The sequence below is a fragment of the Vreelandella sp. 21 genome (assembly GCF_050995515.1).
GTDB lineage: Bacteria > Pseudomonadota > Gammaproteobacteria > Pseudomonadales > Halomonadaceae > Vreelandella > Vreelandella alkaliphila.
In genome coordinates this window covers 1,191,456-1,204,384 of record NZ_CP194673.1, presented here as the reverse complement: position 1 = coordinate 1,204,384, position 12,929 = coordinate 1,191,456, and the positions used below count along the sequence as shown (strand labels likewise).

The window sequence follows — 12,929 nt, the reverse complement described above, 5'->3', positions numbered from 1 at the left end:
TTGAGCCGACCATGACGCGACACCTGCCCAACGATGACGATATCAGTGCCTTTCGCCAAGCGCTGCAGGCAGCAGGCGTGCGCCGTATTGCCAGTAATCAAGCTGATCCCGGCAAGCCTAAGCGCAACGACGAAGCTGCCCAGCAAGCACGTCGACAAGCGGCGGTAGAGAGCAACACGCTGCAAACTAGCGGTCGCACGTCCGACGGTCGAGTAGAGGCGGTACGCCCCTCAGAGTATCTGGAATTCAGCGTGCCCGACCTGCCCTGGCGCACCTTAAGCCAGTTAAAGCGTGGCCAAACCGCTTGGCAAGCGGGGCTAGATTTACACGGCTATACCCTAGAAGAAGCGAGGATTGAGCTTGAAAGTTTTTTGCGCGACGCCGCTGCACAAGGCATGCGCTGTGTTCTAGTCGTGCATGGTAAGGCCTGGGGCACTACCTCAGACTTTCCGGTGCTTAAAAGCCATACCAATGCGTGGTTAAGAGAGTGGCCCGGCGTCTTGGCGTTCTGTTCCGCCACCGATATCGATGGCGGTACAGGCGCGGTGTATATTCTGCTGCGCAAGCGCGGGCAGTAGGCGGCTATGTCACTCGGTCGCATCCGAAGCAATGCTAGGCATGCGGCGCTCTAACGCTTCATCAGCAAGATGCCGACCCAGCCGAATTAATTCGTTGGCCCGGTGAAACTCGTAAGTGCTGCAAACAGTTTTGGGAATTTCGATCAATACATCCGGCGGATAGCCTGCGATTTTATACTTCGCGAGCGCCGCCTGGGTGATATCAAACGACTCTAAAATCATATCGAGCTTACCCCACTCACGCCGACCACGCAGGTCAACGGTTTCATCAACATCGCTCTCTTCACCATTGCTGCCCCCCAGCCCATCCCACAGGCGGCGCGTGGTAGCACGCACATCATCCATCCAACCGCCAATATTGGCATCGCGGTCGCGCTCTAACGCGGTACGGCTGTCGCTTGTATCTTCGCTGGGTAACAGCTCCTCTAAGGTGACCGGTTGTGGGCTGTGCGCCGTCACGTTAACCGCCACGACAAAATCCGCTTCGTGGGCGGCTAATATCGGCATCATCGGCAGTGGATTCAGCAAGCCGCCATCAACGAGTACCTGGCCACCCACATGTACTGGGGTAATGACACCCGGCACGGCAATAGAGGCACGGATTGCCTGGAGTAAAGGGCCATTTTGAAACCATACCTCACGCTGGCGAATCAGATCCGTCGCGACGGTCGTCACCGGAATAGGCAGGTCTTCGATCAGCATATCGCCGACCAGCTCTTCAAGTTTGCTCATGACTTTATTCGCTCGCATGGCGCCCATCGGACTCCAGGTCACATCGACCAGCTTGAGCACATCTAAATAATCCAGGTTACACACCCACTCCCGGTATTCAGGCAGCTTTCCAGCGGCATAAATACCAGCAATTAGCGCGCCCATAGAGCAACCCGCAATCGAAATTATCTCGAAGCCGCGTGCTTCCAATGCTTCAATAACACCGATATGGGCATACCCCCTAGCTCCCCCACTCCCCAATACCAGTGCAACCTTATTACCGCCATTCAAGCAGCTGCTTGCCACAGGTGTTTTAACAACATGCGCTACTTTTTTCATCGTCATCTTCCTAACGTGAGCAATCAGGTACCCGCTACGCTTGATGACTGATTGTGCTGGCCACGTGATGAACCGCCTGGGGTTCAAGGTGCAGATGATGGCCACCCGCTAGTACATGGCGCGTTAACTGTGGTACTGCTTGGCGCGCTTTTTCTGCCCAGTCCCGCTCGCCTAAAATACCCCGCTCCCCTTCTATCAATAGCACTGGGGCTTGAATCTCCGCCAGTAGCGCCAACACTTGCTGGGGCGTAAAGCGCACCAAAGAAGGCTTTAACAAACGGCTATCAGTACGCATTTGCACATGCCCATCGGCAGTGGCCTGGGTGTTGCGCTCGACAAGTGGCGTGGCGGTGATGCTGTCCAGCGGCGTGACACCTCCGGCTACCCGCGCGGCAACTGCACTCTCAACATCGGGATAACGAGGAGGACGGGAAAGCGGCCGCCTATAGGCCACTAGCCCTTTGCGTAGTTGGCTGGCAGTCTCTTCGGCAGGTGTGTTTAGCGCTCCTAAGCCATCTAACAGAATTAGCTTATCTACCCGCTCAGGCAGCGCTGCCGATACTAGACAAGCTACGGCTGCCCCCATCGAGTGAGCAAGTAGCGTCGCCTTTTCGATCTCTAATGATTCCATGGTATCCAGCACGTCGTGGGTATAGTCCCATAGTGCATAGTCGTTTCCTGCAGGCGCATGAGCTGAGTGGCCGTGACCACGGAAGTCGATCGCCACAATGCGAATATCCAGTGCTTTCACCAATAGCGGCGCCAGCCGACTGAAGCTCGCCGCGTTGTCTAGCCAACCATGCAGCGCCACCCAAGTAGGCGCAGTGCTACGCCCCCAGCTAAGCGCCGCCAGCCGACCATTCGCCAGGGAAAGCGGCTGCGCAGCGGTACCGACGTGGGTCGATTCATTCATAAGCAGGATCTCTTAAAAGCCGGATAACCAAGCAATGTCATATACGTCAGATGACGCTCTAGGGCGTAAACGTTACCATGCTAAGCGCAGCGCATCTGCCGCTTTATGCGGATAACGCTTGCGTGCTGCGACTACTGCGAAATGCTCTTAACGATGATGACCAACAGGAAAATGACCATGAAACCACGTCGTGACACCCGTGCTCGCAACCTTGTGTTCTTGATTACCGTGATAAGTGCGTTGGTGGTTGGCCTGTGGCTTGCTCGCTGAGCCAATAGCCCCCAGGCCCCCAGCGTTGAGCGTCGCTTGCAATTTTCTCCCCATGAATAAATACTGCTTACAAATACTGTATATAAACACACTATTTATTCATGAGGATGCCGACGATGCCGTCCCACTCCGCCGCTTTAAAAACAACCACGTTTGCAACAAGTACGTTTACAACGAGTACATTTCCGACAACGATGGTTGCGACAGCCCTGCCGTTAACCTCTCAGCCGTTGCCATTTCCAACGTTATACGGCCGCGCTGGGTTTAGCGGCTTCCCTTCACCTGCTCAAGATTACGAACCACGTACGCTAGATCTCAATGAGCGACTGATTAAACACCCCAACCACACGTTTTACCTCACCGCCGCGGGCGACAGCATGGAAGGCTGGGGGATATTCGAAGGTGATTTGCTGGTGGTAGATCGCAGCATACCGCCCCGTTTAGGGCATATCCTGGTCGCCATGTTTGAAGAGGAAGTACTGATAAAGCGTTATGCACTCTATCAAGGCACGCCACACCTCTGCTCGGCTCATCCTCACTATCCACCGCTACCGTTAGAAGAGACAAACTGCCAGCTATGGGGTGTGGTACGCGCCGTGGTGCATGAGTATTTGCCATGATTGGCCTTGTTGATGCCAACAACTTCTACGTGTCATGCGAGCGGGTGTTTAATCCTGCGCTTGAAGGCAAGCCCGTTGGCGTGATGTCGAATAACGATGGCTGTGTGATCGCCCGTTCGGCCGAAATGAAAGCATTGGAAATCCCCATGGGCACTCCCGCTTTCCAACTGGAAGGTTTGCGCCGACGGGGAGAGATTCACTTATTGTCATCTAACTACGAGCTGTATGGTGACATGTCCGCACGACTCGCCCAGCTACTGCGGGATGCCTGTCCAGACGTCGCGCCTTACTCTATTGATGAAATGTTTATCTACCTGGATGGCTTCAGCGACACTCAATGCCAAACACTCGGGGAAGTTGTGCGCCGCCGTGTTCGCCGCTATTTAGGGCTACCTGTATGCGTAGGGCTGGCACCTACCCATACGCTAGCCAAGCTCGCTAATCACGTTGCCAAACAGCAGTCTCACTACCAAGGCGTCTGCCTACTCACTGCCAACAGCCCGACCACTACGGCGCTGCTTAAACAGCTGCCGGTGAATGACGTATGGGGCGTCGGCAGACGCCTAGCAGAACGGCTTGCGGTGAGTGGTATTCGCACGGCGTGGCAGTTGCGGGAGTGCGATCCAAAGCAACTTCGCAAACGATTTTCAGTGGTGCTTGCGCGTACAGCGCTAGAGCTACGTGGCACCTCATGCTTGGAAATGAACGCATTAGAAGAGCCGCGTCAGCGTATTATGACGTCACGCTCTTTTGGCCAAGCAACCGGCGTAAAAGCGGAATTGCACGCAGCGCTGCGCCGCCATGCTCAGCGCAGTGCCGAAAAATTGCGCCAGCAGAAAAGCCTTACTCGCGCCGTATTGCTATTTCTAAACACCAACCGCCATCGTAAAGACCAGCCTCAGCATTCACCTAGCGCGATGATTCCCCTAGCCTCGCCAAGTGACGATACCCGCATCATTTTAGAAGCCGTCCGCGAAGGGTTGGAACAGATGTATCGGCCGGGTTTTCAGTTTATGAAGGCCGGTGTCATGCTATTGGACTTAGTCGATGCACAGCAGTATCAGCTTTCGCTGTTGCAGCCTTCACATAAAGCGCACCCGCACTTGATGAACGCCGTTGACGCTATTAATCAGCGCATGGGGCAAGGCACGATTCGCTTTGGAATGACAGAGGCGGAAGCACCGTGGCAGTTGCGCTGTGCGCACCGCTCTAACCGTTACACCACCTGCTGGGACGAACTCATGGAGGCAGGCACTCACCCTGGCGCCATTGCAGCTGCCAGGGTGAAGCGTGAACAACAGCGGCTAGCGCGAGCGCAGCGCTTGGCGCAGCCGAGGGCTTAGGGTCTCCCCCACTGCAACCATGACCACCAAAACCGCTAGCAGCCACGGCCAATGCACCGCGAACGAAACTTGGTAAAGCCCCAAGGCATCAGCAAAGATAACCAAAATACCCAACGGACTAACGTAACGCACCATGGTCAGCCATAGCGCATAAGGCAACGGTGCAAGGCCCAGCTCATCGCGGAATGTCTCACTTTTCAGCACAAACCCCGCCAACACGACCGTACCCAATCCACCCAGCGGCATCATCCAGCGCGAGGTCAAATAATCCAGCCAGTCAAAGAAGTTTTTACCCGCCAGGGTCCAGTCAGCGCCCAGGTTAAACGACAGCATCGCCAGCGTGCTGACCAGCCATAGCACGATGCCCGTCGCCCAAGAGGCAGACTTACGGGTCATGCCTTTGTTATCGCATAACCACGACACCGTGGCTTCCACCATCGAAATAGACGAGGTCAGCGCCGCCATCGAGAGCATCAAGAAGAACAGAATGCCAAATAGCGTGCCCATTGGCATCGCCTGGAAGGCCAGCGGCAAGCTCATAAAGATAAGCCCCGGCCCTTCACCAGGATTCATACCGTTAGCAAAAATGACCGGGAAGATCGCCAACCCCGCCATTAACGCAACCACGGTATCGGCAATGGCCACGCTTACCGTGGTACGCCCAATTGACGCACCTTTGGGCAAGTAGCTACCGTAGGTAAGAATTGCACCGGATGCCAACGACAACGTGAAAAAGGCGTGGCCCAACGCCGCCAGCATGCCTTCACTAGAGAGGCTTCCCGCGTTAAACGAGAACAAGAAGCTCACAGCCTCACCAAACCCACCGGAAAACACCCCGAAAATAATCAGTAGAATGAGCATGAGCACCAGCCCGGGCATCATCCAACTGACATTTTTCTCAATACCTTCCTGAACGCCTTTGCCCACAATCACCATGGTCAGCACTGCCACCAGGGTGCTCCAACCGCCCAGAATGAACGGGTTGGCATTATTGGCCCCAAAGACCGCCGCCATATCATCAACGCTACTGCCCGCGAGGCCGCCGGTGAGCATTTTCCATAAATAGGAGAACGACCAGCCAGCTACCACGACATAAAACGACAGAATCATAAAGCCGCAGAGCATGGCCATCCAACCAATCAACGACCAGGCAGAGGAGCGGCCAGACTCATTGACGACGCGCCGTATCGCATCAATCGGGCTGCCGCGCCCACGGCGACCAAAGGCAATCTCGGTCATCATCACCGGTACGCCGACGGCTAAAATGCACGCCAGATACACCAGCACAAAGGCTCCACCACCATACTCCCCGGTGATGTAGGGAAATTTCCAAATATTGCCCAGCCCCACCGCCGAACCGGTGGCTGCCAGCATAAAGCCCCAGCGGCCCAGCCACTGAGTGCGAGGTTGCCCAGAAGACGCCATGACCTTCCACCTTGTCAGAAAAAAGCGCCTATCCTAGAGGATTTTATAACCAAAGCCCAAAACTCTTGTCTCACTAGGCGAACCAGCCATGCGCATCTGAAGCAAGAATCTGGCAGACTAGTTAGTGATAAACACCCCCCAATGGAGAGAGCTTAATATGAGCGACAGCGCCAAACCCTGGACGCAACCCATGCCCGACGCGCAATTCAACATCATGCGCGACATTCTTGCCGCCCCTAGCCCAGTAGGCCTGGAAGGCGCCATGACCTACGGCGTACTGAAGCCTTACTTCGAAAGCTTCGCGCCCAGCGGCTGGCATCTGCATCAGTTTAAAGGCAATGCTGGCGTGGTACTGGATACCCATCCTGGCCGCGATGACATGTTCAAAGTGATGATCATCGGCCATGCAGACAAAATCCGCATGCAGGTTCGCTCGATTGGCGAAGACGGCAAGATCTGGATCAACACTGACTCCTTCTTGCCTACCGTACTTATCGGCCACGAAGTGAAGCTATTCAGCGAGGATCCTGACGCCCCCGGCAGCTACCGCTGCATCCAAGGCGGTACAGTAGAAGCCCTGGGCGCTATTCACTTTTCTGATCCTGCACAGCGCGATGGCAGCAAAGGTATCAAAAAAGAGCAGATCTACCTGGACCTGCAAATCCATGGCGAAAATAAAAAGCAGCAAGTGCTGAATTTAGGCGTTCGCCCGGGTGATTCGATTATTTTCGACCGCCCCATTCGCCCTGGTTTTAGCCCGAACACCTTCTACGGCGCTTACCTGGATAATGGCCTGGGCTGCTTTGTTACCGCAGAAGTGGCAAAGTTAATCGCAGAAGCTGGCGGCACCGAAAACGTACGCGTGCTGTTTGCCATTGCCAGCTACGAAGAAATTGGCCGTTTTGGCAGCCGCGTATTGGCTGGCGAACTAAAGCCAGACGCGCTGATTGGCGTAGACGTTAACCACGACTACGTAGCTGCTCCTGGTATTGGCGACAAACGCATGCAGCCGCTAGAGATGGGCAAAGGCTTCACCATGGCGGTAGGTTCTATTGCCAGCGAACAGCTCAACCGCATTATCGCCAGCGCCGCCAAAGAGCAGGATATCCCCCTGCAGCGTGACATCGTGGGCGTGGATACGGGTACTGACGGCATGGCAGGCGTGCTGGCCTCTATTGATAGCGCAGCTACCTCAATCGGCTTCCCGATCCGCAACATGCACACTATTTCCGAAACCGGCAACACCCAGGATGTACTCGCAGCAATTCACGCGCTGACCCACACCTTAAAAGCACTGGATGCCCTACCCGATCTTCAGCGGGAATTCCTGGACAACCACCCACGGCTTGACCAAGCCAGCCCGCTTAGCCATCAGGGTAGCGACAAGCCTGACAGTGACAAGTCTGATAATGATGAAGATAAAAAAGCCTCAAAGCCCAAAAAAGCGAAAAAGTAGCAAAGAGCTACTGAAGAACGAGTGTAGTTAGGCACTCGCATAAAAAAACCCCGGCCATTCCTGGCCGGGGTAGTGGTATTTCCTCCGTAATCCTTCTTCACGAACATCCTGTCCATGCATCCATGGTTTAACAAGCTTTCCTGCTTGGTCGTTATCCCTAACACCTTTCCCTGTGTTGTTACTCACCTTGAACCTCATATATGTCAAAAACATTAACCTGGGATATCAAAACATGAATTTTTTACTACCCGCTCATAAATAGATAGCTGCTTACATAAATGGCGAACTAGCCGTTTGCTGTTTATACTTTTTAAGCATCGTCACGGATGCATTTCTACACGGACGTTACCACGACTGAGCCCATTAACTCCCTTGCGGTAGGAGGTCAGCGTGAGACATATTATGATCAGCCCGACTGTATACGGCGTGGATATTATTTGCCGTCATTGCGGCAACGCGGAATCCTCGACAACGTCGTACCTAAAACGATTTCGCCTTGAGGGCACCGGCAAAGACAGCGCGACACTACGCTGCATGAATTGCCAAACGGCGGTATCCACACCAATGAGCAAACTCAGCGCACTGTTTTATCATCACGCTTGTTAGTCAGCAGTGCCGTTTGCCCATAAAAAAACCCCGACCATCGCACTGGCCGGGGTTTTATCAGGTCCTCCTTGAGCTTCCTTCACGAACCTCCTGTTCATGCGTCCTTGTGCACCACAAGCACTCCCTGCTTGCACTTCCCTGTAGCGCCATCCCTGCGCTATGTGCACACAGTGCGACCTATAGCTGTTGAATTATCTAACCTAAGCTATGAAACAAGAAATAGTTTCAATTCATGAACCACACAGGCCTCTAGAGAGCTTGCAGTCGCTTGAATCAAAAACATACAATCACGCACGTTTGAATAATTAAAAGGACACCCCGTGACGACTTTCGTTTCTCGCGCGACTCAAAGCGCTTCTAAATATAAGTGTTTTACCCCCTGGTTAGCGGCTGCTTTTAGCATCGCATTAACCGCTCCCGCATTGGGAGACAGCTGGGAAGGCAGTATCGGCGCAGGCGTGACCTACTCACCTGACTACCTAGGCAGCGACGACTATGACACACGAGCGTGGCCTGTCCTTAACCTGACATACGGCGATCAGCTCTCAATCAACGTGCGCAACGGTATTGAGTGGCACGCTGTCCGTAACGGTAACTGGACCGCTTCGCCGTTCATTGGCTACACCTTTGGGCGAGACAATAAGGGCGATATCAGCCAGTTTGAAAAAGTCGATGCCGGGGCCACGTTAGGTTTGCGGGTTAGCTATCAACAAGGGTTCTGGCGTTATAGCGTTGCAGGCAGCACGCCGGTAAGCGGCGACGTTGAAGGCGCAAAGTTTTCAGCCAATGCTGCTTTGCGTATGCCGGTTAGTGAACGGACACTTTTCACGCTAACGCCCAGCGTTACCTATTCAAACGAGAAATGGACCGAGTCGCTGTTTGGCGTATCAATGCAAGACAGCGCACGTAGCGGCGTGGCTGCCTATGCCCCAGACGGCGGTTACTGGCGAATGGGGGTGAATGCTAGCCTCAGCTACTTCCTGACGCCTGAATGGACAGCCACTGGCTTCGTCGGCACAACCCACCTAACTGGCAGTGCTGCCGACAGCCCAATCGTTAATGAGCTAGGCAGCAACTGGCAAGCCCTCACCGGAGTATCGCTAAGTTATCGTTTTTAAAGCTATCACTTCTAAAGTCGGCGGTTTTTAAAATCGGTCGTTATTGATACTGGCAGTTGACACTATCTTTATTATATAAGACTTTAATGCATCGTTTCATAACTCGAGAGCAAGCAATGGATAATAGCGCCAAGCGACTAGGGAAGGTCTTAAGCCTTAACCGCCTTTCGGGAACAGGGTTAGTACTAGCAACGTTATTTTTTGCCCTCTCGTTAACTCCAAGCTTAGTTCCTCGTCCGCTGGTGGCCCAAGGGATTGTTTCCGGGCTTAGCTTTACAGCAGGTTATGCCCTTGGCGTGATTAGTCATATGCTTTGGCGCTACCTGCACTTGCCAGAGCCAAATCCCACATTAAAACGCTACCTGAAATGGCTAGCGGCGCTAGTCTGTTTAAGCATCTCAATTATTTTTCTTTGGCGTGCTGCTGAGTGGCAGGACAGTATTCGCGAGCTAATGGGCATGACTCCTGCTGAAGGCACTCGCCCGCTCTCTATTGCACTCATTGCACTGGGCATCTTCGCGTTTCTGAGTATTATTGGTTTGCTGTTCAAGCGCACCTTCAAACTGCTTTCTCACAAACTCGCCCATATACTCCCCCGCCGCACTGCCTATGTATTGGGAACGGTCGCTTCTTTCGCACTATTTTGGATGGTCATTGAAGGCGTACTTTTTACCTATGCATTGAAAGTGGCTGACCGTTCCTATCAAGAAATGGATGAAATATTCCAGGATGACCTCGACCCACCTGACGACCCTATGAAACCAGGTAGCGCCGATTCATTGATTAGCTGGGAAGCGCTAGGTAGCCGAGGCAGGCGTTTTGTGACTAATGGCCCAACCGGTGCTGAAATCAGTGAGTTTCTAGGCGAACAAGCCCTAGAACCGGTCCGCGTCTATGTAGGCCTCAATGCTGCCGACACGCCTATTGAGCGAGCCCAACTTGCCCTTGAAGAACTGATTCGCGTAGGTGGTTTTGAACGCTCTACGCTGGTGCTAGCCACGCCCACCGGCCGCGGCTGGATAGATCCCGGCTCTCAAGACCCCGTGGAATACCTTCACCGAGGTGACATTGCAACAGTAGCAGCACAATACTCCTACCTCCCCAGCCATCTATCGCTAATTTCCGAAGCGGAGTACGGCGTCGAAAATGCTCGCGCACTGTTCACTACCATCTACGAGTACTGGTCTGCGATGCCCCGCGATCAACGCCCCAAACTATACCTATTCGGGCTAAGTTTAGGCGCACTTAATTCAGATCTCTCCTTTGATTTATACGACATCATCAATGACCCCTTCCACGGCGCACTGTGGGCCGGCCCTCCCTTTCGCAGCGATACATGGCGCAATGTTACCGCCGACCGCGATCCAGGTAGCCCTGCATGGCTACCCACGTTCCATAATGGCAACGTGGTCCGCTTCATGAACCAATACCAAGGGTTGGATGAAGCCACAGGCAAGTGGGGAAATTTTCGTATTGCTTATCTACAATACGGCAGCGACCCCATTACTTTTTTTGAACCAGAAGCTTTCTGGCGCGAACCCGATTGGATGCGTGATCCGCGTGCCCCCGATGTTTCACCGCAATTACGCTGGTACCCAGTCGTGACCATGCTGCAGTTGCTAGCCGACTTAGCCACCAGCAGCGCTCCATCAGGCTTTGGGCATGAAATTGCAGCTAAACACTATATTGATGCCTGGGTAGCACTATCCGAACCACCCGGCTGGAATGAACAAGCGCTCCAACGCCTGCGTGAGCGCTTTGCTCAACGCCACTAAACACAAAGGCATGCACTCCTACTTGTTAACTGCGCACGCCCATATTGACGTATAGCTTTTCATAGTTGCACATAAAAACGGCGGGCATTATGCCCGCCGTCATAGTTTCTGATGCTAAAAAAGAACTACTTAACGAGCCAGCCATGCCATTAGTGCTTCGGCGGTAGCCGCAGAAGAAGGCGGATTTTGGCCAGTAATTAGCTGGCCGTCTTCACGCACGTAAACCGTAAAGTCGTCTGCTTTGCTGTAAATACCGCCGCACTGTTGCAACGCATCTTCCACCAAGTGCGGGACGATATCCGTCAGGCCGACCGCCTCTTCTTCGCCGTTAGTAAAGCCTGTGACTTGGCGCCCTTTTACCAGCGGTTCACCACTGCTGTTTTTTGCATTAATCAACACGATAGGCGCATGGCATACCGATGCCACTGGTTTGCCCTGGGCAATAAAGTTTTCGATCAGTTTGATGGAATCTTGATCGTTGACTAGGTCCCACAGCGGGCCATGACCGCCGGGATAAAACACTGCGTCGAAGTCACCCGCGTACATATCGTTTAGGCGATGCGTTGCCGCTAGCGCCGCGTTCGCTTCATTATCTTGCTTAAAGCGTCGCGTTTCATCGGTTTGGCTATCGTCTGCGTCACTTTTCGGGTCAAGTGGCGGCTGCCCACCGTTTGGCGAAGCCAGCGTTACGTCTGCACCTGCATCTTTAAAGACATAGTACGGCGCTGCTAGCTCTTCTAACCAAAAGCCAGTTTTTTCGCCGGTGTCTCCTAACTGATCATGTGATGTCAGCACCACCAAAATACGCTTGCTCATCTAATGACTCCTAAGTGTGAAGAGTGCGATAGCGTCTTGCGTTACTTACTCTACCTTGGGGCGTGTTTTCAGGGTTGCAAGGCGCATGACCTTTTCTACTCACTTGCGTTACAGCAGACTCTTCAGCGGCATCCATAGCCCCATGGCGATCATGACAAGGTTTTCCGTCAGCGAAATAAAGCCCAGCGGCACATTGCTATTACCGCCCGCACAGGCACATTTCAGCTCCCGCTTATCGATATACACCGCCTTAATCACCGACACAGCACCCACCGTACCAATGAACAGTGCCAGCGGTGCTGCCAGCCATATCAATGCCCCCGCCAGCATCAAGATACCCGCAAAGGTTTCCGCATAGGGGTAAACATACCCATAGGGCACATAGCGCTTGGCCAGCAGATCGTAATTCAGAAACATGGTGCTAAAGTTTTCCACGTCTTGAAGCTTCTGCAACCCAAGCAACACCATGGCGCTAGCTACTGCATATTCAGGTAATCGCGCAGTCAATAGCGCCCCATGGGCCAGCCAGCTAATCGCCAAACCAATCAACAGCGCCGTGATAAAAATGGCGATCACTGGCCGATAAGACGTTTCCTGAGCACTCGGCACGCTTAAGCCCAAATACTCGCGCACCTCTTCATAGCCACCGATGCGCTTATCATCAATATAGGTTTGCGGCGTCGTATCGACCTGCTCTTTCGCTTTAAATGCATCGATTTCGTCGCGGGATGTTAACGGGTGGTCATGCACCTCGTAGCCCTTACGCTGCAGCAATGAAATAGTTTTCAAACCAAAGGGGCACTGGTGCGCATCCGTTTTCATGCGATAAACATGTGCCGTTGCCATACTCCCTCCCTGATGTGGAACACAGTGCAGCCAACCATTCGCTGCCTAGGTATAAGGGTAGACACCTTAGCCGGTCTTGCCGAACAGCCTTTGGCGCTGACTCGCTACCTTCG

11 protein-coding genes are annotated in these 12,929 nt (G+C 53.6%); 6 read left to right on the top strand and 5 right to left on the bottom strand.

Going from position 1 to position 12,929, the window contains the following annotated elements; translation table 11 throughout:
* Positions 1–11: 11 nt before the first annotated feature.
* Positions 12–578 carry a Smr/MutS family protein gene (locus ACN06F_RS05555; protein WP_038482648.1) on the top strand — a complete coding sequence of 189 codons (567 nt, stop codon included), beginning with the start codon at positions 12–14 and terminating at the stop codon, positions 576–578.
* A 9-nt stretch (positions 579–587) separates the two neighbouring features.
* Here the strand turns inward: ACN06F_RS05555 and ACN06F_RS05550 are convergent, their stop codons facing one another.
* Entirely contained in the window at positions 588–1,628 is a 1,041-nt protein-coding gene (locus ACN06F_RS05550; protein ID WP_038482645.1) for a patatin-like phospholipase family protein, read from the bottom strand.
* A 34-nt stretch (positions 1,629–1,662) separates the two neighbouring features.
* Positions 1,663–2,541, bottom strand: coding sequence for an alpha/beta fold hydrolase (locus tag ACN06F_RS05545; protein WP_433924820.1), 879 nt, complete (start codon positions 2,539–2,541; stop codon positions 1,663–1,665).
* A 464-nt stretch (positions 2,542–3,005) separates the two neighbouring features.
* Between ACN06F_RS05545 and ACN06F_RS05540 the strand changes: the two genes are divergently transcribed.
* Both ACN06F_RS05540 and ACN06F_RS05535 read left to right on the top strand, forming a co-directional pair.
* The gene (locus ACN06F_RS05540) at positions 3,006–3,431 is read left to right on the top strand and encodes a LexA family protein (RefSeq protein ID WP_038482639.1); all 426 of its coding nucleotides are present in this window, start codon (positions 3,006–3,008) and stop codon (positions 3,429–3,431) included.
* A complete protein-coding gene (locus tag ACN06F_RS05535) occupies positions 3,428–4,774 on the top strand; it encodes a Y-family DNA polymerase (protein ID WP_120385479.1) in 1,347 nt (448 codons plus the stop codon). Before ACN06F_RS05540 ends, ACN06F_RS05535 begins: the two co-directional genes overlap by 4 nt.
* Here ACN06F_RS05535 and ACN06F_RS05530 read toward each other — a convergent pair.
* Positions 4,736–6,199, bottom strand: coding sequence for a sodium-dependent transporter (locus ACN06F_RS05530; RefSeq protein WP_253487325.1), 1,464 nt, complete (start codon positions 6,197–6,199; stop codon positions 4,736–4,738). The genes ACN06F_RS05535 and ACN06F_RS05530 overlap by 39 nt on opposite strands.
* A 157-nt stretch (positions 6,200–6,356) precedes the next feature.
* Here ACN06F_RS05530 and ACN06F_RS05525 point away from each other — a divergent pair, with 157 nt between their 5' ends.
* The 3 genes from ACN06F_RS05525 (at position 6,357) to ACN06F_RS05515 (ending at position 11,154) form a co-directional block, all read left to right on the top strand.
* On the top strand, positions 6,357–7,655 hold the full coding sequence (locus tag ACN06F_RS05525; RefSeq protein WP_038482630.1) for a M20/M25/M40 family metallo-hydrolase: 1,299 nt from the start codon (positions 6,357–6,359) through the stop codon (positions 7,653–7,655).
* Positions 7,656–8,581: 926 nt separating this feature from the next.
* Entirely contained in the window at positions 8,582–9,379 is a 798-nt protein-coding gene (locus ACN06F_RS05520; protein WP_038482627.1) for a MipA/OmpV family protein, read from the top strand.
* Between the two features lie 116 nt (positions 9,380–9,495).
* Positions 9,496–11,154, top strand: a complete 1,659-nt coding sequence (locus tag ACN06F_RS05515; RefSeq protein ID WP_433924819.1) for an alpha/beta hydrolase — start codon at positions 9,496–9,498, stop codon at positions 11,152–11,154.
* A gap of 129 nt (positions 11,155–11,283) precedes the next feature.
* Here ACN06F_RS05515 and ACN06F_RS05510 read toward each other — a convergent pair whose 3' ends face one another.
* Both ACN06F_RS05510 and ACN06F_RS05505 read right to left on the bottom strand, forming a co-directional pair.
* Positions 11,284–11,970, bottom strand: coding sequence for a type 1 glutamine amidotransferase domain-containing protein (locus ACN06F_RS05510; protein ID WP_433924818.1), 687 nt, complete (start codon positions 11,968–11,970; stop codon positions 11,284–11,286).
* 108 nt (positions 11,971–12,078) lie between these two features.
* On the bottom strand, positions 12,079–12,816 hold the full coding sequence (locus tag ACN06F_RS05505; protein ID WP_433924817.1) for a MauE/DoxX family redox-associated membrane protein: 738 nt from the start codon (positions 12,814–12,816) through the stop codon (positions 12,079–12,081).
* Between the last annotated feature and the right edge of the window lie 113 nt (positions 12,817–12,929).

Excerpts from the sequence above, each read along its gene's own strand:
- ACN06F_RS05555 (WP_038482648.1), top strand. The coding sequence starts at position 12 with ATGACGCGACACCTGCCCAACGATGACGATATCAGTGCCTTTCGCCAA.
- ACN06F_RS05550 (WP_038482645.1), bottom strand. The coding sequence starts at position 1,628 with ATGAAAAAAGTAGCGCATGTTGTTAAAACACCTGTGGCAAGCAGCTGC.
- ACN06F_RS05545 (WP_433924820.1), bottom strand. The coding sequence starts at position 2,541 with ATGAATGAATCGACCCACGTCGGTACCGCTGCGCAGCCGCTTTCCCTG.
- ACN06F_RS05540 (WP_038482639.1), top strand. The coding sequence starts at position 3,006 with ATGGTTGCGACAGCCCTGCCGTTAACCTCTCAGCCGTTGCCATTTCCA.
- ACN06F_RS05535 (WP_120385479.1), top strand. The coding sequence starts at position 3,428 with ATGATTGGCCTTGTTGATGCCAACAACTTCTACGTGTCATGCGAGCGG.
- ACN06F_RS05530 (WP_253487325.1), bottom strand. The coding sequence starts at position 6,199 with ATGGCGTCTTCTGGGCAACCTCGCACTCAGTGGCTGGGCCGCTGGGGC.
- ACN06F_RS05525 (WP_038482630.1), top strand. The coding sequence starts at position 6,357 with ATGAGCGACAGCGCCAAACCCTGGACGCAACCCATGCCCGACGCGCAA.
- ACN06F_RS05515 (WP_433924819.1), top strand. The coding sequence starts at position 9,496 with ATGGATAATAGCGCCAAGCGACTAGGGAAGGTCTTAAGCCTTAACCGC.
- ACN06F_RS05510 (WP_433924818.1), bottom strand. The coding sequence starts at position 11,970 with ATGAGCAAGCGTATTTTGGTGGTGCTGACATCACATGATCAGTTAGGA.
- ACN06F_RS05505 (WP_433924817.1), bottom strand. The coding sequence starts at position 12,816 with ATGGCAACGGCACATGTTTATCGCATGAAAACGGATGCGCACCAGTGC.